Below are 20,926 nucleotides of genomic sequence, written 5' to 3'. Positions count from 1 at the left end.
GAACGGTCCACACCATGAAACCGCCGACGATCCGCGACGTGGCCGAGCAGGCCGGGGTGTCCAAGTCGCTGGTCTCGCTGGTGCTGCGCGGCTCCGAGCAGGTGCGGCCCGAGAAGCGGGAGGCCGTGCTGCGGGCGGTGCAAGAACTCGGCTACCGGCCCAACGCCGCCGCGCGCAGCCTCAGCGAACAGCGCACCCGCACGGTGGGCGTGCTCCTCAACGATCTGCGCAACCCCTGGTTCGTCGACCTGCTCGACGGCCTCAACTCACTGCTGCACGACAACGGCCTGCGCATGCTCCTCGCGGACGCCCGCCTCAACCGCCGCACCGGCCAGGATCCCGCCGACCCGCTCCTCGACCTGCGGGTGGACGGCCTGGTCGTCGTGGGCACCCTGCCCGACCCGGCCGCGCTCGGCACGGCCGCCGAGCGGATCCCGGTCGTCGTCGCGGGCGCCCGCGAACCGGCCCCGGCGGGCGTGGACGTGGTGGCGGGCGACGACGAGCGGGGCGCCCGGCTGGTCACCGAACACCTCATCGGCCTCGGCCACCGCCGCATCGCGCACATCGCGGGCTACGGCGCCGTCGGCGAACTGCGCCGCCGCAGCTTCGAGGCCACGATGCGGGCACACGGTCTCGCGGACCAGGCCCTGGTGGAGGCCGGCGACATGACCGAGGAGGGCGGCTACCGCAGCACCGTCCGGCTGCTCAGCCGCCCGCAGCGGCCCACCGCGCTCTTCGCCGTCAACGACATCACCTCCGTCGGCGCCCTCTCGGCGGCCGAGGAACTGGGCCTGCGCGTCCCACAGGACGTGTCCGTGGTCGGCTACGACAACACGAGCATCGCCCGGCTGCGCCACGTCTGGCTGACCACGGTCGACAACGGCAGCCACGAGGTCGGCCGCCGTGCCGCCCGCTGTCTCCTGGACCGCTTCGAACACGCCGGGGGAGCGGGTCGACTGCACCTGACCGCACCGACGTTGGAGATCCGCGGCACCACGGCGCCCCCGGTCACAGATTGATCGCGTAGGCCTTCCGCAGCGTCTCGTGCACCGTCCACGTCGTGCGGTCGCCCTCGCGCAGGACGGCCATGTCGCCGGGCCCCACGGTCAGCGTCGGCCCGCCCTCGACCTCGATGGTCGCCGACCCGCTGATCACGACGAACAGTTCGTCCGCCTCGGTGTCGGTGACGACACCAGGCGTGATCTGCCAGACCCCGCGCACCTGGCGGCCGTCCGCCGACTCCCACACCACCTTCCCGGTCACCTCCGGCGTCCCGGAGACGATCTGCTCCGGGTCGAGAGGCTCGGGCTCGAGCTCGGCGTCGGGAATGTGCACAACGAAGCTGTGGGTCATGAACCGACCCTAGCGAGACCGCCCCGAGCCCGTGCATGGACATTGTGTGCGGCATCGCCCCAGGTGGGAGGACACTTCGTCTCGTGGCGACCGGCGGCCGGGCCCCGCCCTGAAGGGGCGCGGGGCTGTGATCGTATGCGGCTCCGCCGCGCGGGCGCGACCAGCCACGACGGTGCTGCAGACGATCGACGGCCCATCCCGCGGAGCGATCGTCAGCCGCCGCTACGACGCCGTCTGGCTGGTGGTGACCGCGTGTGCCTCCGCCCTCGCCCACGGCTACGCCCCAGGGCCTGCTGCTGTTCGGGCCGGGCCTGGTCACGGCACGACGGTCGGGCCGCGCCCCGGCCGTCGCCGTGGGCATCGGTCCGGTCGACGCACTGCTCGGTGTCGTCGTGGCCGTCGCGAACGCCGTCATCAAGTAACGGCTCCCGGGGGCCAATTGGAGCCCGTCCTGCCGTATGGTCATCCCTCGTGGGTACGGACATCGACGGTGTCATCGAAAGCCGCTCGCCCGATGGGCACTGGCGGTTCACGGCCGATCTGCTGGACTTCCAGCCGCCCCGGGACTACGTCGCCTGGGAGTGTCTCTTCGGCGTGCGCGGGGCGGGGGACGTGGAACGTCCGCTCTTCGCCGGCCGCGGGCTGCCGGACGGGATCTCCGACGCGGTACGGGAGTCGGGCGTCGGGGAATACCAACACGACCACACCTACGCCACCTGGGCCGAGGTCGAGGCGGTCGACTGGGACGCCCCGCTCGCCCACGGCCCGGCCTGGAACTGGGCGGTGCGGTCCCTGCCGGACGGTGACGAACTCGTGCGGGTGACTCCGGGGCTGCGCGCGGCGGCCGCCGACACGTTCGGCGGAAACCTGCTGCTGGCGCCGCCGGAGTGGCCTCCCGGCGTCGAGGTGCGCCTGGCCGACGTGGCGCACCGCCCCGTGATCCTCACGGCGCGCATGCTCGCCCCGCCGGACGAGGGATGCTGGGCGCAGGTATGGAGGGCCATGCGGGACCTGGCGGCCAGGTACGGCGACGAGCACGTACGGCTCGTCGTCTGGTTCAGCTGACCCGCGCACCGGTGAAGGGAGCCGACATGACCACCGACGCCACAGCCGCCACCGGCACATCGGTCACGGACGAAGCGGTACGAAGTCTGCACGCCACCACCGACCCCCGCCTGCGCGAACTGCTGACCGGCCTGATCCGCCACCTCCACGCCTTCGCCCGCGAGACCCGGCTGACGCAGCAGGAGTGGGAGCGGGCGATCGGCTTCCTCACGGCGACCGGGCAGACCTGCACGGACACCCGGCAGGAGTTCATCCTCCTGTCGGACGTGCTCGGCCTGTCGATGCTCGTCGAGACGATCAACGCAGACCGCGCCGCCGGAGCCACCGAGTCCACGGTCCTCGGCCCCTTCCACATGACCGAGTCCCCCGCCCGCGAACTCGGCGCGGACATCGACCTGGTGGGCGGCGGCGAACCGTGCGTGGTCAGCGGCCGGGTACTGTCCCGGGACGGCACTCCGCTGCCGGGCGCGGTCGTCGACGTCTGGCAGGCCGACGGGAACGGCTTCTACGACGTCCAGCGCCCGGACGTACAGCCGCCGGGCAACGGCCGCGGGCTGTTCACCGCGGACGCGGAGGGCCGCTTCTGGTTCCGCACCTGTGTGCCGAGCCCCTACCCGATCCCCACGGACGGCCCGGTCGGCGACCTCCTGCGCGCGACCGCCCGCCACCCCTACCGGCCCGCGCACATCCACTTCATCGCCTCGGCCGAGGATCATGTACCGGTGACCACACACATCTTCGTCGCGGGCAGCGACTACCTCGACTCGGACGCGGTGTTCGCCGTCAAGCCGAGCCTGGTCCAGGAGTTCACCCGAACGGACGAACCTTCCCTGGCTCGGGAGTTCGGCGTCCCGAACCCCTTCCGCCACGCCCGCTTCGACCTCGTACTGGAGCAGGTGTGAAGCACCAGCTCGACTTTTCCTACGAATCCCGGCCCATGCGGGTCGTCTTCCGGCCCGGCGCCGCCACCAGCGCGACCGCAGGCGAGGCCGCGGCGCTCGGCCTGCGCCGGCTGCTGGTGGTGTGCGGCAGCCACGGCGCCGACACGGCACGCGCGGTCGCCGACTCGCTGGGCCCCGCCTGCGCGGGCCTGCACGACGGAGCCCGGATGCATGTGCCCGTCGAGGTCGCCGACCGGGGCGTCGAGGCGGCTCGGGCGGCGGGCGCGGACGGCTGCGTGGCCGTCGGCGGCGGCTCCTCGATCGGCCTCGGCAAGGCGATCGCCCTGCGCACCGGGCTGCCGCTGATCGCCGTGCCCTCCACCTACTCCGGATCGGAGATGACCCCGGTCTGGGGCCTGACCGAACACGGCGCCAAACGCACCGGCCGCGACCCCGTCGTCCTGCCGCGCAGCGTCGTCTACGACCCCGAACTCACCCTCTCCCTGCCCGTACCGCTCTCCGTCACCAGCGGTATCAACGCGATCGCCCACGCCGTCGAGGCGCTGTACGCCCCCGACACCTCACCCCTGATCGCACTGATGGCCCAGGAGGGCGTACGGGCCTTGGCGGGCGCCCTGCCCGAGGTGGCCGCCGACCCGGACTCCCTGGAGGCCCGCAGCAGCGCCCTGTACGGCGCCTGGCTGTGCGGCTCCTGCCTCGGTGCCACCACCATGGGCCTGCACCACAAGCTGTGCCACGTCCTCGGCGGCACCTTCGGCCTGCCCCACGCCGAGACCCACACGGTGGTCCTGCCGTACGCCCTCGCGTACAACGAGCCCGCGGCCCCGGATGCGGCAGCCGCCGTCGCCCGCGCCCTCGACACGGACGACGCCCCGCACGCCCTGCGGGAACTGGCCGGACGCCTCGGTGCACCCCGCTCCCTTGCCGAACTCGGCCTGAAAGAAGCCGACTTGGCGGTCGCGGCGGCGCAGACCGCGGGCCAGGCCTATGCCAACCCCCGCGAGGTCACGGCCGACGGGGCGCTCGCCGTGCTGCGGGCGGCCTACGAGGGCGCGGCACCGCAGTTCCCCGCCGCCTGACGGGGAAGGGCCGCCGCCCCGCCGGAGCGGGACGACGGCCGTCTGCCGGAAGGCCGTGGCCCAAGCCTGCGCGGAATGAAGGTGGCGACCAGGAAGGCGAGCAACTTGCCGCCCTCTTCCACCGGTTGGTGGACCACTTCGTCGCCCACACCGAGGACCCGCTGCCGTGGCTTCCTGGCGCCCGATCTTCTCTGACAAAATTGTTGACAATGTTGTCTGGCTAGATCTACGTTCGACAGGCACTCAGTCAGGGAGGGCAGCGATGCCGAAAGAAGCCCGTCCGAGCACCGGGGAGCAGGCCAAGCAGCATGCGCTCGCGCAGCTGCGGCAGGCGATCCTGCATGGCGAGATGGCACCGGCGCAGCGGCTGGTGGAGAACGAGCTCGCCGAGCAGTTCGGTGTGACACGGGCCAGCATCCGCGCGGCACTCATCGATCTGGAGGCCCAGGGCCTCGTCGAGCGGATCCGCAACCGCGGCTCGCGGGTGCGGGTGGTGACCGTGGAGGAAGCGGTCGCCATCACCGAGTGCCGGATGGTCCTGGAAGGGCTGTGCGCGGCGAAGGCTGCCGTCGCCGCCAGTGACGAGCAGCTCGCCGAGCTGACGGAGCTGGGTACGGCGATGACCAAGGCCGTGGCCGACGGTGAGCCGGTGACCTACTCCGAGCTCAACCAGGAGCTGCACGCCAAGGTGCGTGAGTTCTCCGGCCAGCAGACGGCCGTGGATCTGCTGGACCGGCTCAACGCCCAACTGGTGCGCCACCGCTTCCAGTTGGCGCTCCGGCCGGGGCGTCCCCAGCACTCCCTGAAGGAGCACCTGGAGATGATCGAGGCGATCAGGTCCAGGGACCCGCAGGCGGCCGAGACGGCCGTCCGTGCCCACCTCACCAGCGTGATCGAGGCCTTGCGCGACTGACAGCCGCGCGGCCGAGAGCCGCTGACGGGCGGGCGCCCACCTGTCACCGAGGCGAGCGAGCCGAAGGGGTGCGGCTGGAGCACCACGGAGGTGAGCCGCCCAGGAAAAGGGAGATGCCAGCATGACCCAGGCCAACCCGCCCGCCTCCCCACGCTCCACCCTCGTCGTCACGGCGCATGCCGGGGACTTCGTGTGGCGGGCGGGCGGCGCCATCGCCCTGGCCGCCGCCCGCGGGGAGAAGGTCACCATCGCCTGTCTGACCTTCGGTGAGCGCGGTGAGTCCGCCAAGGCTTGGCGCGAGGGCAGGAAGCTCGACGAGATCAAGGCGATACGCAGGGACGAGGCGGAGCGTGCCGCCGCCACCCTCGGCGCCGAGGTCCGCTTCTTCGACGCCGGCGACTACCCGCTCATCCCCACCGCCGGGCTGACCGACCAACTCGTCGCCGTCTACCGCGAGACCCAGCCGGATGTGGTGCTCACCCACCCTGTCGAGGACCCGTACAACGGCGACCACCCGGCCGCCAACCGCATGGCGCTTCAGGCCCGCATCCTCGCCCAGGCGATCGGATACCCGGGCGAGGGCGACATCATCGGTGCCCCGCCCGTCTTCTACTTCGAACCGCACCAGCCCGAGATGAGCGGCTTCAGGCCCGAGGTCCTCCTCGACATCACCGAGGTGTGGGACACCAAGCGCAAGGCCATGGAGTGCCTGGGCGCCCAGCAGCACCTGTGGGCGTACTACACCGACCTCGCCGTCCGCCGCGGCGTCCAGCTCAAGCGGAACGCCGGCCCGAACCTCGGTCTTGCGCACAACACCATGGCCGAGGCGTACATGCGGCCGTTCCCGCAGATTGCGAAGGAGCTGGCATGACCGGCGTGATCGTCACCGACCCGCCGAAGGCGGCTGCGAAGGACGTCGAGGCGCTGGCAGGCTTCGGCGTGGCCACCGTCAGCGAGGCGATGGGCCGAACCGGCCTGCTGGGCCCGGACATCCGCCCGATCCAGCAGGGCGTACGAGTGGTGGGTACCGCCGTCACCGTGATCGGCTGGCCCGGCGACAACCTCATGATCCACGCCGCCGTCGAGCAGTGCGGCGAGGGCGACATCCTGGTCGTCACCACCACCTCGCCCTGCACCGACGGTCTGTTCGGCGAGCTGTTCGCGACCGCTCTGAAGCAGCGCGGCGTGCGCGGCGTTGTCCTCAGCACGGGCATCCGTGACACCCAGGAACTACGGGACATGGGCTTCGCCGCCTGGTCCCGGGCCGTCTCCTCGCAGGGCACGGTGAAGGCCACCGGCGGTTCGGTCAACGTGCCGATCGCCATCGACGGCCAGGTGATCCACCCCGGCGACGTGATCCTCGCCGACGACGACGGCGTCGTGGTCGTACCCCGGGAACGCGCCCGCGAGACCGCGGAGAAGGCACAGGCCCGCGAGACCAAGGAGGCCGCCACCCGCGCCGCCTTCCTCGACGGCCAACTCGGACTGGACCGCTATGGGTTGAGGGACACCCTCAAGCGGCTCGGCGTCGAGTACCGGACGTACGAGGAGTACACGGGGGAGCTGCCGTGACCGGCGGACCCGAGGAGGTCCGCTGTCTGCTGATGCGGGGCGGCACCTCCAAGGGCGCCTACTTCCTTGCCCACGACCTCCCGGCCGAACCGGCCCTGCGCGACGCACTGTTGCTGCGCATCATGGGCAGCCCCGACAAGCGGCAGATCGACGGGCTCGGCGGCGCTCACCCGCTCACCAGCAAGGTGGCCGTGGTGTCCGTCTCGGCCGATCCACGCGCCGACGTCGACTACCTCTTCCTCCAAGTCGCCGTCGACCGGCCTGAAGTGACCGACCGTCAGAACTGCGGGAACATCCTCGCCGGTGTCGGCCCGTTCGCCGTCGAGCGCGGCCTGGTGGTGGCGGGGGAGAAGGAGACCTCCGTCCGCATCCGCATGGTCAACACCGGCGACTTCGCCACGGCCACCTTCCCGACCCCCCGCGGCCGCGTCGACTACACGGGGCACGCCGAGATCTCGGGCGTGCCGGGGACGGCCGCGCCCGTGGTCATGGAATTCCCGGCAGGGGCAGGGAGGTTGCTGCCCACCGGCAAGGTCCGGGACGACATCGACGGCACCCCCGTGACCTGCGTGGACAACGGCATGCCGACGGTGCTCATCGCGGCCTCGTCCCTCAAGGCCACCGGCTACGAGTCGCCCGAGGACCTGGAGCAGGACCTCGCGCTCACCGAGCGGCTGCGCGAGATCCGCCTGGAGGCAGGCCGGCTGATGGGCCTCGGCGATGTCTCGGACACCACCGTGCCCAAGCTCACCCTGCTCGCCCCGCCCCGGGAGGGTGGCGCGATCTCCACCCGCACCTTCATCCCGGTGCGCTGCCACACGTCGATCGGTGTGCTCGGCGCGGCCGGCGTGGCAGCCGGCCTGCGGATCGAGGGCGGGGTGGGCGCGGAACTCGCACGGCTCGACGCCGGCAGCGACCGTATCCGTATCGAACACCCCACCGGATTCCTGGACATCGAAAGCAGCCTCGCCACCGGTCCCGACGGCCTGCCCGCCGCCCGTCGCACCGCCGTGGTGCGCACGGCCCGCAAGATCTTCGACGGCACCGTCTTCCCGCGGTCCGCCGGGACGGCACCCATCCCCCCGCACCCCCGAGGAGGTCACCGATGACCCCGCCGCTCGGCGCCATCGCCCACATCGGCCACGCCCAGCTCTTCACCCCGGACCTGGACGCCAGCGTCGGCTTCTTCACCGACTACCTGGGCCTCACGGTCAACGGTCAGGACGGCGACACGGTCTATCTGCGGACCTTCGACGACTACGAGCACCACAGCCTGGTCCTCACCGCCCGCGAACAGCCCGGCCTCGGGCGACTCGCCCTGCGCACCTCCAGCGAGGAGGCCCTGCACCGCCGTGTCGAGGCGATCGAGGAGGCGGGCGGCAGCGGCAAGTGGGTGGAGGACGAGCCCGGCCTCGGCAGGCTGTACTCGACGACCGACCCGGACGGCCACGAACACGCCCTGTACTGGGAGAGCGAGCACTACCAGGCGCCCGACGATCTCAGGCCCGCCCTGAAGAACCAGCCGCAGGCCAAGCCCAACCGGGGCGTCGGCGTGCGGCGACTGGACCACATCAACTTCCTCGCCGCCGACGTGCTCGCGAGCGCCGAGTTCCAGGAACACGTGCTGGGTGCGCGGCCGACCGAGCAGATCCGGCTCGACTCCGGCCGGATCGCGGCGCGTTGGCTGACGTACACGAACAAGTCGTACGACGTCGTCTACACCGAGGACTGGACCGGATCCACCGGGCGGCTGCACCACATCGCCTTCGCGACCGACACCCGCGAGGACATCCTGCGCGCCGCCGATCTCGCCATCGACACCGGTGTGTTCATCGAGACGGGCCCGCACAAGCACGCCATCCAGCAGACGTTCTTCCTGTACGTCTACGAGCCCGGCGGCAACCGCATCGAGCTGTGCAACCCGCTCACCCGCCTGGTGCTCGCGCCGGACTGGCCGCTGATCACCTGGACCGAGAAGGAGCGGAAGAAGGGGCAGGCCTGGGGCCTGAAGACCATCGAGTCGTTCCACACGCACGGGACGCCGCCGGTCGCCTGACAGGCCTGCCGCCCCGTCGGCGCCCTGACCGCGGGCACGGTCGCGGACCGGATCGGCCGCAAGAAGCTGATGGTGGCCCGTGTGGCGCTGTTCTCGCCGGCCTCCGGCATCTGCGCGATCTCCGGCAGCGTCGGGGTCTTCGGCCTCGGCCGGATCCCGGCGGGCGTCGGTCCGGCCGCCGCAGCGGATGCGGGGGCCGACGTCCGGCGTCACGCTCGGAGTATGAGCGAGCGGTGGGATGTCCGCCGTGCGGGGCCGGAGCAGGCCCCGCACCGGGTGCTGATGATTCCGGGTGGTCTGTGCTCGACCGAGTTCTACGCCGATGTGATGGCCGAACCGGCGCTGGCGGATCTGGGACTCGTCGCCGTCACCATGCCCGGATTCGGCGGAACCACGGCTCCCGAGGACGTGAGCATGGAGCACTACGCCCGGCTGATGGCGGACTTCGCCGCCGAATCGGGCTGCGACATGGCCGTCGGGCACAGCCTCGGCGCGAACGTGGTGATCGAGATGGCGGCGGCGGGCCTGTTCCACGGGCCGCTGGTGCTGCTGTCGCCGACCTTCTCGCGCCGCGACGAGGCGAGGTTCCTGGCCGTGATGAACGCCCTCGGGCGGGTGCCCGGCCTCGGCATCGCGGCCTGGACCGGCATGCTGAAGATGCTGCCCAAGGCCATGAAACGCGAACTGCCCGCGCACCGCGCCGAAGCGCTGGCCGCGGACATGGCCGCCAACGACCCGGCCACCTGCCGCCGCATCGTACGGCGCTACTACGAATACCTCGACCGGTATCCGGCACTGGTCCCACGGCTGTGCGAGGCCGCAGTCCCGGCCTGGGTGGTGCGCGGCGACCACGACGAGATCGGCCTGACGGACGTCGAGCGTCGCGGCCTGGAGGCCTGCCCGCAGGTCCGGATGGTCACGGTGCCCGATGCCGGGCACGCCGTACCGGTCGAACAGCCCGCACAGGTCGCGGACGTGATCATGGACGCGGCCGACGCGATGCGCTGAAAGTCGCTCCGGCTGGAGGAAACCCCAGGTGAGCTCACGGTCGCGAAGCTCTTCCCGACCGTGATCGCCGCGAATTCACTGGCCGTGAGCAAGCCGGTTTCCGGATGTCTTTCGCCGTGAGTGACCGCTCGTAGGTCGTGACGCGTAGATGTGGGGCGTCTGCGGCACCGCTGTAGCTGGTTGGGCCCACGCGGCGGAGCCGCATGTCGATACAGCCCCACGCTCCTGCAGGGGGCTGTCGGAACCGCGGTGAACAACGCTTGAGGACGGGGACACTTGGACCATGCGCGACACACATACGGGGGCGGTGCTCCTATGGGCTGTGCTGCGGGCACCGATCTCTCGTCGTGCCCGAGCCGAGGCCGCCTACTGTCTGGTCGCGTTTCCGATCGCCCTCGTCGGCTTCGTGCTCGTGCTCATCGGGCTTGTCATCGGTGCCGGGTTCACCGTCTCCCTCGTCGGTGCCGTGCTCGGGCTGCTGCTCGTCGTCGCTTCGGCCTGGCTTGCCCGGGGCTTCGCCGGTGTGCATCGTCGGCTGGCGGCCGGGCTGGTGGGGGAGCGGGTGTCGTCGCCGCCGGCGCTGCGGCCCACGGGCAAGGCGTTCGCGCGGCTCGACGCGCGGTTGCGGGACGCCGCCGGATGGCGCTCGGTGGCGTATGTGTTGGTCAAACTGCCCGTCGCCGCCCTGCAGTTGTATGCCGTGGGGTGGTGGCTCACCGGCCTGCTCGATCTGTCCGCTCCGCTGCGCTGGGCCGCCTTCGGGCAGCGTCCGCACCCCGGCGGGGAAGGCATGCCGACCATCACGCCCGTCCCGGCCGGCGGCGGTGCCCCGCACAGCACCACCTTCGCGGGGACCTTCGTGGCCGCGGCGATCGGTGCGGCCACGCTGCTCGCGGCGCCATGGGTCACCCGCGGCATCGTCGCCGTGGACCGCTGGCTGGTGCGTGCCCTGCTGGGGCCAGGCGAACTCGCCCAGCGTGTGAGGAACTTGGAGGAGACCCGCGCCCTCGCCGTCGACGACTCCGCGGCACTGCTGCGCCGGCTGGAGCGGGACCTGCACGACGGCGCGCAGGTACGGCTCGTCGCGCTGGCCATGTGCCTCGACATGGCGAGGGAGGGGCTGGGTGCGGAAGGCGAGCCGGTCGCCGACCCCGGGCGGCTGCGCCGACTGATCGAGACCGCCCACACCAACGCCACCGAAGCCCTCAGCGAGCTGCGCGACCTGGCCCGCGGCATCCATCCGCCCGTACTGGACGACGGCCTGCCCGACGCACTCACCACGCTGGCGGCGCGCAGCACCGTACCCGTGGAGCTGGCGGTCGACATCCCGGAGCGGCCCACTCCGGCGATCGAGACCATCGCGTACTTCTGCGCCGCCGAACTGCTCACCAACGTCATCAAGCACAGCGGCGCCCGACGTGCGGTCCTGCGCGTCACCCAGGAGTCGGGCCTGCTGCGGCTGTGTGTGACCGACGACGGGTGCGGAGGCGCGGCGCCCGCCGCGAGCAGTGGTCTCACGGGTCTGCTGCAGCGCGTACGTACGGTCGACGGCACCTTGCACATCAGCAGCCCGGAGGGCGGGCCGACGGCGGTGACGGTGGCGTTGCCGTTGCACGCGTGAGCGACGGCGAGAGGTGAGGGAGCATTCCGGTATGCGTGTCGTGATCGCCGAGGACGCCGCCGTACTGCGGGAGTTGCTGGCCCAGATGCTCACCGAGCGCGGCCACCAGGTGTGCGCGGCCGTGGGTGACGCCGACGGGCTGCGGGCGGCCGTCGCCGAGCACCGGCCGGACGTCGGTGTCGTCGACATCCGTATGCCGCCCACCCACACCGACGAGGGCCTGCGCGCCGCCATCGACGTCCGGCGGGAGTATCCCGGGACCGGGGTGCTGCTGTTCTCCCAGTACATCGAGACGAAGTACGCGAGGAGGCTGCTGGCGGAGGGGTCGGCCGGCATCGGCTACCTGCTCAAGGACCGGGTCGCGAACGTGGCGGAGTTCACCGACGCCCTGACCCGGGTGGCGGCCGGCGGGACGGCCCTCGACCCCGAGGTCGTCACCCAGCTCGCCGGCGCCGGCCGCCGGAGCGAGGACCTCGAAACACTGACGGCACGCGAGCGCGAGGTGCTGGCGCTGATGGCTCAGGGCAGGTCCAACGCTGCGATCGCGCAGACCCTGGTCGTGTCGGCCGGCACGGTGGAGAAACATGTGGCCGCCGTCTTCGGCAAGCTGGGTCTGGCCGCCTCGGAGGACGCGAACCGGCGGGTGCTTGCGGTGCTGCGCTACCTGGGGGCATGAGCGGCTGACGCCTGGAGAGGGCTGCTGACCAGCAGAAACGACAAACCGCTCCTAGACTTGCAGCGGAAGTGAGCCCTCCAGTGGCGGGGCCCAGTGGGTCCTGACGCGTCCGATGCGGAAAGCGGTGGCGCTCCATGCAGTACGTCGCGGTGAGTGCGCTGAGCCATCCCGGGCTGCTGCGCGAGCGGAACGAGGACAGCCTCGTGGTCGGACCGTGGACTCTGTGCGCCACCGTGACCGAGAGCCCGCAGACCCTGGTCTTCCCGCTCGGGACGCCCCTGGTCGTCGCCGTCGCCGACGGGCTCGGCGGGCATCCCGGCGGCGACGTGGCCAGCGCCCTGGTCGCCCGCCGCATCGCCTCCATCGGCCCTGCCCTGGACGACAAGGAGGCCGTCGGCGCCGTCCTGAACGCCTGCAACCGTGCCGTGTACCAGGCCGCAGCAGAGGGCACCGAGCTCACCGCCATGGGAACGACGGTGGCCGGCATCGTCGTACGCCCCGGTTCGCTGCTGATCTTCAACGTGGGCGACAGTCGGGTCCTCGCCGCCTCCCCGGCCGGCCTGCGCCAGGTGAGCGTCGACGACAGTCCACCGCTCGCCCCCGGCCAGCGCACCACGTCCCTGGTCACCCAGTGCCTGGGCGGCAGCCCCGGCTACCGGACCATCAGCCCCCATGTGACGGCGGCCTCCCTTTCACCCGGCGACCGCTACCTCGTCTGCACGGACGGCCTGACCGACCCGCTGACGACCGACGTCATCGAGGAACTGCTGAGAGACCACGACGACGGCCGGGCGGCCTTCGAGCTGTGGAAGGCCGCCATCGCGGCGGGCGGGCCCGACAACATCACGCTGGCGGTCGTACGGGTTGCGGACGCCTGATGATGGCACTGCAGATCGTGATCCTCACGGCTGAGCCGCAGCGGAAACCCTTCGGCCAGGGTCTTCACATGCGCGGTGACGACATGTCCGAGCGCAAGAACGCGTTCGCAGGCGCGCCCGGCGCCGGGGCAGCGCGGCGTCGCAGATGGCTGGGGACCGGTTCGATCGCCGTGATCGCAGCGGTGAGGGTGGGCTGGTACGCGTGGCGCACGGGCCGGGACACGAGCGCGGACCCCCATGTGCGCCACCCGGGCAGGCAACAGCCGATCTGTGCCTCGCCGGACGGGCGGACGCTGTACGCGGACGTGGACGGCGATGGTGTGGCGACCGAGGTGCACGACAGCGAGGACCGTGACGGGCGCAGGGTCGTCACGTTCGTGGGACCCGGCAACAGGCAGGCCCGGAACCCGTGTGGTCGATCGCCACCACGGCGAGAGGGCGCCTGAAGGCCCACGCATCGCCCGAGCAGGGATTTCGCGCGGCGTTCGGAGACTTCGACCACGACGGCTGCGTGGACATGCCTGTCACATACACCGCACCCCCCAAGGGCGACGACCCGGTCGACTCGGCGAGCCTGCACGAAGTGCGCTGGGGGCCGCTGGGCCGCCATACGACCGGTGACGGCGCATTCGAGACATGCCAGGGACCGAAACTCGGTCACGATCTGGTGGTGCCGGATGAGTCGCTGCTCCGGTGGGGACAGGAATTCGCCGAGCAGAAGGACGGGTGGGACGACCTGGGCGGGTGCCCGGCATCATCATGACGTGAAGAGGCTCGACGGGGTGCCGGCCACCGGTGTCGGGCGGCCGACGGCGGAGCGTTCAGTCATGCTGGGGCAGGGTGGCACCTCTTCTTGCGGCAAGGAGAACCGTATGGACACGGACGCGGTCGGACGATTCCTGGCAGCCCTGGACCCGGAGCAGCGCAAGGCCGTCGGAGCCAGGTCGCGCCAGGAGCAAGAACGGCTTGCGGCGGCCTGGGAACAGGAACTCGAAGCGGATGACGAGCTCGACACCCTCGACGAACTGTCACCGCCCGCAGCAGAGGCCGAAGCGGCCCGTCGCGTCCTGCAGAGCGGGACCGACTAGCAGCCACCACCCGGCAGAGGTCGAGCCCGGTACCGGCTCGCACGCAGAGGTGCACCGGGTTCTTGACGACCTTGTCCTCGGGAACGCGCTGGAAGTACAACCGCGGGCCGACACCGATGGGATCCATGCAGGCAACGACGCACCCTGACGCTCAGGCGGCAGCGAGCGTTCGAAATCGTCCCAAGTGGCGAAAACCTCGGGTGGCGGAACGACGTGCCCCCACACCTCGCACCAGAAGCGAGCGACGCGCTGAGAGAGCGTCAAGAGTTGCTCGTGGCGCCGACAATGGCGGAGAAGATCCGGTCCTGCGGGGACGTCGGCACATGGAAGAAGCCGTTGTTGCAGCCGAGCCGCAGCACCGCCGCCTCGTCCGCCACCGCCTTGACGTCTCCGAGGTTGTGACTGATGAGGATCACTCCGATGCCCTGCTCGCGGAGCTCCTCGACGAGGTCGAGGACGTGGCCGGCCTGTGAGATGCCGAGTGCCGCGGTGGGCTCGTCCAGGAGGACGGCCTTGGGCCGGCCGAGGAGCGCACGGGAGATCGCGACGGTCTGCCGCTGGCCCGCGGACAGTGAGGCGACCGGAGCGCGCAGGTCCGGGACGCGGATGCCCAGCGTGTCGAGCTGTCCGCGTGCCTCCCTGCGCATCCCGGCGTCGTCCATCGACCGGAACAGGCGGCCCCGTGCACCGGAGCAGCGCCGCTCCCGCCCCAGGAAGAGGTTCGCGGCGACATCGAGGTCGTCGCACAGTGCCAGGTCCTGGTACACCGTCGCGATGCCGAGGCGCTGGGCGATCCGGGGAGTCCTGATCTGGACGGGCCGTCCCTCCCACTCGATGACGCCCTTGTCGGGCGGATCCACCCCCGAGATGACCTTGATCAGGGTGGACTTGCCGGCACCGTTGTCACCCAGAAGCGCGACGACCTGGCCCTTGTGGACTTCCAGGTCGACGTCTTTGAGGGCTTGGACGGCCCCGAAGCGCTTGGAGATCCCGCGCAGCGTGAGCAGCGGTGGCTCAGTCACCCGAACCTCACCTTCTCCGCGCGGACCACCCCTCGACAGGGTGGCGCGGGCTCCCTGTTCCGATCACCATCTTTCGTCCCCGTTCGGACGTACGCAATGCAGAGGAGACTGAAGCGACACAGTGCGATATGTATGAACAAACTGGACTCGTGGTGTAGATCGCTGGGGCTGCCACGACGGTGGACCCGGCCGGAGGAGGGTGTCACCGATGGCACACCACTACACCGTCCGCAGGCGCGGTCGGCCACCGCGTTCCCGACCGGGGCCGACGCTCCTCCTGGTGGGAACACTGCTGCTCTCCGCCGCGGCCTGCGGCGGAAATCAGGCCTCCACGGGTGACCACGGGACGCAGAAGGTCACGATCGGTCTGGTGACCAAGACCGAGACCAATCCCTTCTTCGTGGCCCTGCGTGAGGCCGCCCAGGACGCGGCGAAGAAGAACGGCGCCGAGCTCATCGCCCTGTCCGGCAAGTTCGACGGCGACAACGAGGGCCAGGTCGACGCGGTGGAGAGCCTCATCGCCCGCCATGTGCGGGGAATCTTGATCACCCCGTCGAACACGACCGGGATCCTGGGCGCCATCGCCGAGGCCCGTCGGCAGGGCATCCTGGTGATCGCGCTGGACACCGCGACGGACCCGGAGGACGCGGCGGCGGCCACGTACGCGACCGACAACTTCAAGGCCGGGCGCCTCCAGGGCGCCTATGTCAGGGCTGTGCTCGGCCGCCGGGCTCCGAAGCTGTTCATGCTCGACGGCACGGAAGGCTCCACGGTCAGCCAACAGCGCCACGACGGCTTCCTCAGCGGCTTCGGGATCAAGGAGGACTCACCGGTGATCCGCGGACGGGCGATCACCAACGGCGACCGCAACCGAGGGCAGGCCGCGATGGAGAACCTGCTGCAGCGCACGAGCGACGTGAACTCGGTGTACACCATCAACGAACCGGTGGCCGACGGCGCCTACACGGCCCTCGCGGCACGCGGTCTCGACCGACGGGTGACCGTCGGCTCCATCGACGGCGGATGCGAGGGCGTACGCGACGTCAGGGCCGGCAAGTACGCGGCCACCGTCATGCAGTTCCCGGTCAGGATGGCCGACCTGGGCGTGGCCGCGGTCACCGACTTCGCCAGGCACGGGAAGAAACCGTCCGGCTTCACGGACACGGGCACGCAACTCATCACCGACAAGCCGGTGCAGGGGCTGGCGTCCCGCGACACCGGCTGGGGACTCCGGCACTGCTGGGGGTGACCTCCGGGCGCCGACCGGGCGAAGGGATCAGTAACGGATCATGAGATCTCCCGTGACGACCAGTGCCGCCGCCGACGGCGAGCCGGGCACCGCGCTGTGGGACGCGCTGCGGTACGCCCTGCGCACACCGACCGTCGGCCCCCTCGCGGCCCTGGCCGTCGCCGTACTGGTGTTCTCGCTCACCACCGACACGTTCCTGACGCCCGAGAACCTCGCCCTGGTGCTGCAACAGTCCATCGTGATCGGCACGCTGGCGCTGGGCCAGACCCTGATCATCCTCACCGCGGGCATCGACCTGGCGAACGGGGCGATCGCGGTGCTCGGCACGCTGGTCATGGCCAAGCTCGCCTTCCAGGGGCACGGCTCCGCGGCGGCACTGCTGCTCGGCCTGATCACGGCGACCTTGCTCGGGCTGGTCAACGGCCTGCTCGTGGCCCGGCTGGGCCTGCCGCCCTTCATCGTGACGCTGGGTGCGCTGACCGTCATCTACGCCGTGGGCAGGCTCTACTCCGACTCCCGCAGCTACCCGGTCACCGACGATCTGCTCGTCTTCTGGGGCAACGGCGTCCACGTCGGCAGCGTCCTCGTGACCTGGGGGACGTTCCTGCTCGTGGGTCTGTATGCGTTCTTCTGGTACGGGCTCGCCAAGACCGCCTGGGGCCGGCACCTCTACGCCGTCGGCAACGCCCCCGAGTCCGCCCGGCTGACCGGCATCAACGTGCAGCGCACGGTCCTGTCGGTCTACGTCACCGCCGGTCTCCTCTACGGCATCGCCGCCTGGCAGTCCCTGGGCCGTATCCCCAATGCCGACCCGAACTCCTACCAGACGGCCAATCTGGAGAGCATCACGGCCGTCGTCATCGGCGGGACCAGCCTCTTCGGTGGCCGTGGAAGCGTCGTCGGCACGCTCATCGGAACACTCATCGTCACCGTGCTCCGCTCCGGCCTCACCCAGGCGGGCATCGACAGCCTGTACCAGGACGTCGCCACCGGGACCCTCGTCGTCGTCACGGTCGCCGTCGACAAGGTCCTGCGCAGAGGCTCCGCCCGCTGACACCGACGCGCTGCCGTCACCGATCCGGCCTCGGGGCGTGTCGAGAGCATGGCGCCGGTTCCTCCCAGGGGCACGAGACTTCCGTTCCGGAAAGGACCGTCCGTCATGGCCGTCGCCGATGACCTTGACCGCGCCGGTATTCCGCGCCGCACGTGCCTGATCTACGGCACCCCAGGTGAGGGCTTCGTCGTGGTCGCCTCCGAAGGTGGTGCCGACGACGATCCGGGCGTGGTTCAGGAACCTTCGGGCGGACCCGAGCTTCGGGGTGCAGGTCGGCGGCCGTCGGTTCACCGCTCACGCCCGGGTCGCGTCCCCGGCCGAGCGTGAGATCCCGCAGGACTGACGCCGGCTCATAACTCCGGTGGCGCCTGCAGGTCGTGGGCGCGGAACAGGACGGCGTGCTCGACGCCCATGGCCTTGCCGCTCATCGCGGTGGACTTCGGAATGAAGTCCTGGGGGCGGGGTGGTCCGGGAGCGCGGCCAGGTACGCGGCGTGTGCCTCAAGGGAGGCGACGCCGCGGCGCAGCGGCTCACCCGTGATCTCGACGCCGTGGGTCGCGCCGGAGCCCGGGAGCGTGGGGGCGATGAGCCGGCGCACGGAGTGCGCTTCGAGGCCCTCGTCGTCAACCTGCTCCGGGAAGACCCACCGGTTGCCCGCGTCGCGCACCGCGTCGAGCGTCGCGAGCCCGGCCGCGCGGTGGTCGGCCTGGTCGAAGCCGTAGGGCGTCTCGATCTCGTAACCTCCGCCGAATACGACGTCGGGCCTGAACCGGCGGATCTCCCGGCGGATGTCCCGGCGCAGATCGAGTCCGTGGACGAGCACGCCGTCCGGATGTTCGAGAACGGTCAGGTGCTTGACGCCGGCGACGGCGCAGGCGGCCTGCTGCTCGGCGACGCGCAGGCGTGGCGTCTCCTCGGGAGGGTTCGGCATGCCCGCCTCGCCGCGGGTGAGCAGCAGATGACCGACGTCGATACCGCGCGCGGTCCAGCGAGCGACGGCCGCGGACGTTGGTGGCAGGTGGCTGCCATCCATGCGGTTCTGCCAGGGGGGCGGGTGTGACGCGCCGCTGCTCCGACGACCGGACGTGGCATCAGCGGACGGCGGCACGCACCCCGTCCAGGGCGATCGCCAGGACGCGATCGCGCTGGACGTCGTCGTCGAAGGCCGTGGCCGTGATGCCGGCCACCATCCGCAGCAGGTCGACGAAGTCCATGTCCCTGCGTGCCTCGCCCGCCTCCTGGGCCCGCTCGAACAGCGGCCCGCCCGCCGCGTACATCGACTCCCGGCAGGCCTGGAAGATCTCGGACTCGTCGTTGAGGGCCTCACGGACGGCACGCTTGGTCACCATGTATCCCGTGAACCGGCGCAGCCAGGCCGTCAGTGCCTCCCAGGGCTCCAGCCCGGCGACCTCCTGCGCGACCCGGCACAGCTCGTTGACGTCGCTCGCGTAGACGCTTTCGAACAGGTCGCGGCGGGTCGGGAAATTGCGGTAGAGCGTGCCGATGCCGACGCCCGCGCGACGCGCGATGTCCTCCAGGGAGGCATCGGCGCCGTGCTCTGCGAACGCCTCGCGGGCCGCGTCCAACAGGGCGTCGTAATTGCGTGCGGCGTCCTTACGGTGCGGTCGCCGGGACGCCACGATCTCGCCGACGGGGAACGTCACGGGGGCCTCCAGAGCTGGTTCGATACGGAGGGAATCCTCCGGTACTTGAACCGGAGGTGTGCCTCCGCTAGAGTGGAGGTACTCCTCCACTTTACCAGTGGAGGGTACGTCCACCACCTTTCCGCGACCGCTCACCGCGGCCGTCGGCGTGCCCGGATCCGCCCACCGGCGCTCCGGGTCCGCACGACCGTGGCCCGAGAACCTCGGCCGCACCCCGCTCGTTCGGAGAGGCCCTTCATGCCCCGCAAGTCCACCCGTCTCACCTTCGCGGTCCTCGCGACCGGCGCCGGTGTGTTCGCCATGCTGCAGTCGCTGATCGCGCCGGCCCTGCCGACCGTCCAGCACGCGCTGCACACCTCCCAGTCCACCGCGACCTGGGTGATGACGGCCTATCTGCTGTCCGCCTCGGTCTTCACCCCGATCCTCGGCCGCGTCGGCGACCTGATCGGCAAGAAGCGCACCCTGGTCGCCGTCCTGTTCGTCGTGCTGCTCGGCTGTCTGCTCGCCGCGCTCGCCCCGAACATCGGCGTCCTGATCGTCGCCCGGGTCGTCCAGGGCGTCGGCGGCGCGCTCTTCCCGCTCTCCTTCGGCATCATCCGCGACGAGTTCGCCCCGTCCCGGGTCAGCGGCAGCATCAGCAACCTGTCCGCGGTGATCGCCGCGGGCGGTGGCGTCGGCATCGTCGCGGCCGGGCCCATCGTGTCCGCGCTCGACCACCGCTGGCTGTTCTGGATCCCGGTCGCCGTCGTCGCGGTCAACGTGCTGATCGCCCTGCGCTACGTGCCCGAGTCGCCCAACCGGGCCGAGGGCAAGGTCAGTTGGCTGGGCGCCGGCCTGCTCTCGGCCTGGCTGGTGGCCCTGCTGCTGCCGCTGAGCCAGGCGAGCAAGTGGGGCTGGGGCTCGGCGAAGGTGATCGGCCTGTTCGCCGCGGCCGTCGCCCTGTTCACCCTGTGGCTGCTGTCCGAGGCCCGCTCCCGCACCCCGCTGATCGACCTGCGCGTCATGCGGCTGCCGGCCGTGTGGACCACCAACACCGCGGCCCTGCTGTTCGGCGCGGGCATGTACGCGCTGTGGTCCTTCCTGCCGGCCTTCGTCCAGACGCCCTCCTCCGCGGGGTACGGCTTCGGCGCGAGCGTCACGGCCTCCGGGCTCCTGATGCTGCCGATGCTGGTGGCGATGTTCTTCGCGGGGATCCTGAGCGGCCGTCTGGAACCCGTGGTCGGCGCTAAGGCGCTGCTGACCGCTGGTGCCGCACTCGGCGCCCTCGCCCTGGGCATCCTCGCTCTCTGGCACTCCGCGCAGTGGCAAGTCGGCCTGGTCTCGGGCGTGTTCGGCCTCGGTATCGGACTGGCCTTCGCCTCCATGGCCAACCTGATCGTCGGCAGCGTCCCGGCCTCCCAGACCGGCGCCGCGACCGGCATGAACGCCAATATCCGCACCATCGGCGGCTCCATCGGCGCCGCCGTCACCAGCGTCCTGGTCACCGGCCACCTCCAGCCCTCGGGCCTGCCGTACGCCTCCGGCTACACCCACGGCTTCGCCCTGCTGGCGGTGCTGTGCCTGGCCGCGGCACTGGCGGCCCTGCTGGTCCCGGCGGCCCGCACGGCCCGCCTCACCGGTCCCGCCCGCGCCGTCGGCCAGGCACCCGCCGAGCCGGAAGCGGCCGTGTCCGGCACCCGCGGCTGACGCAGGTGGCCGACCCGGACCGCCGGGCCGGCCACCGGCC

At 71.2% G+C, this 20,926-nt stretch carries 25 protein-coding genes and 2 pseudogenes; 22 read left to right on the top strand and 5 right to left on the bottom strand.

Annotation, left to right across the window (positions count from 1 at the left end; all coding sequences use genetic code 11):
* The first annotated feature begins 14 nt into the window (after positions 1-14).
* Positions 15-1,019 carry a LacI family DNA-binding transcriptional regulator gene (locus ACWDAG_RS00225; protein ID WP_450693315.1) on the top strand — a complete coding sequence of 335 codons (1,005 nt, stop codon included), beginning with the start codon at positions 15-17 and terminating at the stop codon, positions 1,017-1,019.
* On the opposite strand, the gene ACWDAG_RS00220 is transcribed toward ACWDAG_RS00225, so the two are convergent.
* A complete protein-coding gene (locus ACWDAG_RS00220) occupies positions 1,009-1,353 on the bottom strand; it encodes a cupin domain-containing protein (RefSeq protein ID WP_450693314.1) in 345 nt (114 codons plus the stop codon). The genes ACWDAG_RS00225 and ACWDAG_RS00220 overlap by 11 nt on opposite strands.
* A gap of 254 nt (positions 1,354-1,607) precedes the next feature.
* Here ACWDAG_RS00220 and ACWDAG_RS00215 point away from each other — a divergent pair, with 254 nt between their 5' ends.
* The 16 genes from ACWDAG_RS00215 to ACWDAG_RS00140 all read left to right on the top strand — a co-directional run bounded on the left by ACWDAG_RS00215 (position 1,608) and on the right by ACWDAG_RS00140 (position 14,211).
* Positions 1,608-1,775 (top strand): hypothetical protein, encoded by a 168-nt coding sequence (locus ACWDAG_RS00215; protein WP_450693313.1) that lies wholly within the window; start codon positions 1,608-1,610, stop codon positions 1,773-1,775.
* 49 nt (positions 1,776-1,824) lie between these two features.
* Positions 1,825-2,418 carry a hypothetical protein gene (locus ACWDAG_RS00210; RefSeq protein ID WP_450693312.1) on the top strand — a complete coding sequence of 198 codons (594 nt, stop codon included), beginning with the start codon at positions 1,825-1,827 and terminating at the stop codon, positions 2,416-2,418.
* Between the two features lie 26 nt (positions 2,419-2,444).
* Positions 2,445-3,320 (top strand): intradiol ring-cleavage dioxygenase, encoded by an 876-nt coding sequence (locus tag ACWDAG_RS00205; protein WP_450693311.1) that lies wholly within the window; start codon positions 2,445-2,447, stop codon positions 3,318-3,320.
* A complete protein-coding gene (locus ACWDAG_RS00200) occupies positions 3,317-4,399 on the top strand; it encodes a maleylacetate reductase (RefSeq protein WP_450693310.1) in 1,083 nt (360 codons plus the stop codon). Before ACWDAG_RS00205 ends, ACWDAG_RS00200 begins: the two co-directional genes overlap by 4 nt.
* Positions 4,400-4,661: 262 nt before the next feature.
* Positions 4,662-5,312 (top strand): GntR family transcriptional regulator, encoded by a 651-nt coding sequence (locus ACWDAG_RS00195; RefSeq protein WP_450693309.1) that lies wholly within the window; start codon positions 4,662-4,664, stop codon positions 5,310-5,312.
* A gap of 121 nt (positions 5,313-5,433) precedes the next feature.
* Entirely contained in the window at positions 5,434-6,183 is a 750-nt protein-coding gene (locus ACWDAG_RS00190; protein ID WP_450693308.1) for a PIG-L deacetylase family protein, read from the top strand.
* A complete protein-coding gene (locus tag ACWDAG_RS00185; RefSeq protein ID WP_450693307.1) occupies positions 6,180-6,884 on the top strand; it encodes a 4-carboxy-4-hydroxy-2-oxoadipate aldolase/oxaloacetate decarboxylase in 705 nt (234 codons plus the stop codon). The genes ACWDAG_RS00190 and ACWDAG_RS00185 overlap by 4 nt, the downstream gene beginning before the upstream one ends.
* Positions 6,881-7,993 (top strand): 4-oxalomesaconate tautomerase, encoded by a 1,113-nt coding sequence (locus ACWDAG_RS00180; RefSeq protein ID WP_450693306.1) that lies wholly within the window; start codon positions 6,881-6,883, stop codon positions 7,991-7,993. The genes ACWDAG_RS00185 and ACWDAG_RS00180 overlap by 4 nt, the downstream gene beginning before the upstream one ends.
* The gene (locus ACWDAG_RS00175) at positions 7,990-8,940 is read left to right on the top strand and encodes a catechol 2,3-dioxygenase (protein ID WP_450693305.1); all 951 of its coding nucleotides are present in this window, start codon (positions 7,990-7,992) and stop codon (positions 8,938-8,940) included. The genes ACWDAG_RS00180 and ACWDAG_RS00175 overlap by 4 nt, the downstream gene beginning before the upstream one ends.
* Positions 8,941-9,009: 69 nt before the next feature.
* Complete coding sequence (locus ACWDAG_RS00170; protein WP_450693304.1) at positions 9,010-9,948, top strand: alpha/beta fold hydrolase; 939 nt, start codon at positions 9,010-9,012, stop codon at positions 9,946-9,948.
* Between the two features lie 283 nt (positions 9,949-10,231).
* Positions 10,232-11,569 carry a sensor histidine kinase gene (locus tag ACWDAG_RS00165; RefSeq protein WP_450693303.1) on the top strand — a complete coding sequence of 446 codons (1,338 nt, stop codon included), beginning with the start codon at positions 10,232-10,234 and terminating at the stop codon, positions 11,567-11,569.
* Between the two features lie 31 nt (positions 11,570-11,600).
* Positions 11,601-12,245: a LuxR C-terminal-related transcriptional regulator gene (locus tag ACWDAG_RS00160; RefSeq protein ID WP_450693302.1), complete on the top strand. Its 645-nt coding sequence runs from the start codon at positions 11,601-11,603 to the stop codon at positions 12,243-12,245.
* A gap of 134 nt (positions 12,246-12,379) precedes the next feature.
* Entirely contained in the window at positions 12,380-13,123 is a 744-nt protein-coding gene (locus ACWDAG_RS00155) for a PP2C family protein-serine/threonine phosphatase (RefSeq protein ID WP_450693301.1), read from the top strand.
* Between the two features lie 68 nt (positions 13,124-13,191).
* Positions 13,192-13,569 (top strand): hypothetical protein, encoded by a 378-nt coding sequence (locus tag ACWDAG_RS00150; protein ID WP_450693300.1) that lies wholly within the window; start codon positions 13,192-13,194, stop codon positions 13,567-13,569.
* Positions 13,533-13,886, top strand: coding sequence for a hypothetical protein (locus tag ACWDAG_RS00145; RefSeq protein ID WP_450693299.1), 354 nt, complete (start codon positions 13,533-13,535; stop codon positions 13,884-13,886). Before ACWDAG_RS00150 ends, ACWDAG_RS00145 begins: the two co-directional genes overlap by 37 nt.
* A 109-nt stretch (positions 13,887-13,995) precedes the next feature.
* A complete protein-coding gene (locus ACWDAG_RS00140) occupies positions 13,996-14,211 on the top strand; it encodes a hypothetical protein (RefSeq protein WP_450693298.1) in 216 nt (71 codons plus the stop codon).
* A gap of 22 nt (positions 14,212-14,233) precedes the next feature.
* Here the strand turns inward: ACWDAG_RS00140 and ACWDAG_RS00135 are convergent.
* Together ACWDAG_RS00135 and ACWDAG_RS00130 are read right to left on the bottom strand one after the other, a co-directional pair.
* Positions 14,234-14,475, bottom strand: a pseudogene (locus ACWDAG_RS00135) (VOC family protein); the annotation flags it as partial.
* The gene (locus ACWDAG_RS00130) at positions 14,472-15,233 is read right to left on the bottom strand and encodes an ATP-binding cassette domain-containing protein (protein ID WP_450693297.1); all 762 of its coding nucleotides are present in this window, start codon (positions 15,231-15,233) and stop codon (positions 14,472-14,474) included. The pseudogene ACWDAG_RS00135 and the gene ACWDAG_RS00130, both read right to left, overlap by 4 nt.
* A 277-nt stretch (positions 15,234-15,510) precedes the next feature.
* On the opposite strand from ACWDAG_RS00130, the gene ACWDAG_RS00125 reads away from it, so the two are divergent.
* The 4 genes and pseudogenes from ACWDAG_RS00125 (at position 15,511) to ACWDAG_RS00110 (ending at position 17,879) form a co-directional block, all read left to right on the top strand.
* Positions 15,511-16,482, top strand: coding sequence for a substrate-binding domain-containing protein (locus ACWDAG_RS00125; protein ID WP_450693922.1), 972 nt, complete (start codon positions 15,511-15,513; stop codon positions 16,480-16,482).
* 52 nt (positions 16,483-16,534) lie between these two features.
* On the top strand, positions 16,535-17,536 hold the full coding sequence (locus ACWDAG_RS00120) for an ABC transporter permease (protein ID WP_450693296.1): 1,002 nt from the start codon (positions 16,535-16,537) through the stop codon (positions 17,534-17,536).
* Between the two features lie 48 nt (positions 17,537-17,584).
* A pseudogene (locus ACWDAG_RS00115) lies at positions 17,585-17,719 on the top strand (hypothetical protein); the annotation flags it as partial.
* Entirely contained in the window at positions 17,712-17,879 is a 168-nt protein-coding gene (locus ACWDAG_RS00110) for a nitroreductase/quinone reductase family protein (RefSeq protein WP_450693295.1), read from the top strand. The pseudogene ACWDAG_RS00115 and the gene ACWDAG_RS00110, both read left to right, overlap by 8 nt.
* Positions 17,880-17,960: 81 nt before the next feature.
* Here the strand turns inward: ACWDAG_RS00110 and ACWDAG_RS00105 are convergent, their stop codons facing one another.
* The gene (locus ACWDAG_RS00105) at positions 17,961-18,569 is read right to left on the bottom strand and encodes a PIG-L deacetylase family protein (RefSeq protein ID WP_450693294.1); all 609 of its coding nucleotides are present in this window, start codon (positions 18,567-18,569) and stop codon (positions 17,961-17,963) included.
* A 58-nt stretch (positions 18,570-18,627) separates the two neighbouring features.
* Complete coding sequence (locus tag ACWDAG_RS00100; RefSeq protein WP_450693921.1) at positions 18,628-19,212, bottom strand: TetR/AcrR family transcriptional regulator; 585 nt, start codon at positions 19,210-19,212, stop codon at positions 18,628-18,630.
* Between the two features lie 225 nt (positions 19,213-19,437).
* On the opposite strand from ACWDAG_RS00100, the gene ACWDAG_RS00095 reads away from it, so the two are divergent.
* Positions 19,438-20,886 carry an MFS transporter gene (locus ACWDAG_RS00095; RefSeq protein WP_450693293.1) on the top strand — a complete coding sequence of 483 codons (1,449 nt, stop codon included), beginning with the start codon at positions 19,438-19,440 and terminating at the stop codon, positions 20,884-20,886.
* The last annotated feature ends 40 nt before the right edge of the window (positions 20,887-20,926 follow it).

It is taken from the genome of Streptomyces sp. NPDC001157, assembly GCF_053598255.1.
This window is presented reverse-complemented; position numbering and strand designations above follow the sequence as displayed.

Coding starts and splice junctions, on each gene's coding strand:
- ACWDAG_RS00225 (WP_450693315.1), top strand. CDS start 15: ATGAAACCGCCGACGATCCGCGACGTGGCCGAGCAGGCCGGGGTGTCC.
- ACWDAG_RS00220 (WP_450693314.1), bottom strand. CDS start 1,353: ATGACCCACAGCTTCGTTGTGCACATTCCCGACGCCGAGCTCGAGCCC.
- ACWDAG_RS00205 (WP_450693311.1), top strand. CDS start 2,445: ATGACCACCGACGCCACAGCCGCCACCGGCACATCGGTCACGGACGAA.
- ACWDAG_RS00195 (WP_450693309.1), top strand. CDS start 4,662: ATGCCGAAAGAAGCCCGTCCGAGCACCGGGGAGCAGGCCAAGCAGCAT.
- ACWDAG_RS00190 (WP_450693308.1), top strand. CDS start 5,434: ATGACCCAGGCCAACCCGCCCGCCTCCCCACGCTCCACCCTCGTCGTC.
- ACWDAG_RS00185 (WP_450693307.1), top strand. CDS start 6,180: ATGACCGGCGTGATCGTCACCGACCCGCCGAAGGCGGCTGCGAAGGAC.
- ACWDAG_RS00175 (WP_450693305.1), top strand. CDS start 7,990: ATGACCCCGCCGCTCGGCGCCATCGCCCACATCGGCCACGCCCAGCTC.
- ACWDAG_RS00170 (WP_450693304.1), top strand. CDS start 9,010: ATGGTGGCCCGTGTGGCGCTGTTCTCGCCGGCCTCCGGCATCTGCGCG.
- ACWDAG_RS00165 (WP_450693303.1), top strand. CDS start 10,232: ATGCGCGACACACATACGGGGGCGGTGCTCCTATGGGCTGTGCTGCGG.
- ACWDAG_RS00160 (WP_450693302.1), top strand. CDS start 11,601: ATGCGTGTCGTGATCGCCGAGGACGCCGCCGTACTGCGGGAGTTGCTG.
- ACWDAG_RS00155 (WP_450693301.1), top strand. CDS start 12,380: ATGCAGTACGTCGCGGTGAGTGCGCTGAGCCATCCCGGGCTGCTGCGC.
- ACWDAG_RS00150 (WP_450693300.1), top strand. CDS start 13,192: ATGCGCGGTGACGACATGTCCGAGCGCAAGAACGCGTTCGCAGGCGCG.
- ACWDAG_RS00140 (WP_450693298.1), top strand. CDS start 13,996: ATGGACACGGACGCGGTCGGACGATTCCTGGCAGCCCTGGACCCGGAG.
- ACWDAG_RS00105 (WP_450693294.1), bottom strand. CDS start 18,569: ATGGATGGCAGCCACCTGCCACCAACGTCCGCGGCCGTCGCTCGCTGG.
- ACWDAG_RS00095 (WP_450693293.1), top strand. CDS start 19,438: ATGCCCCGCAAGTCCACCCGTCTCACCTTCGCGGTCCTCGCGACCGGC.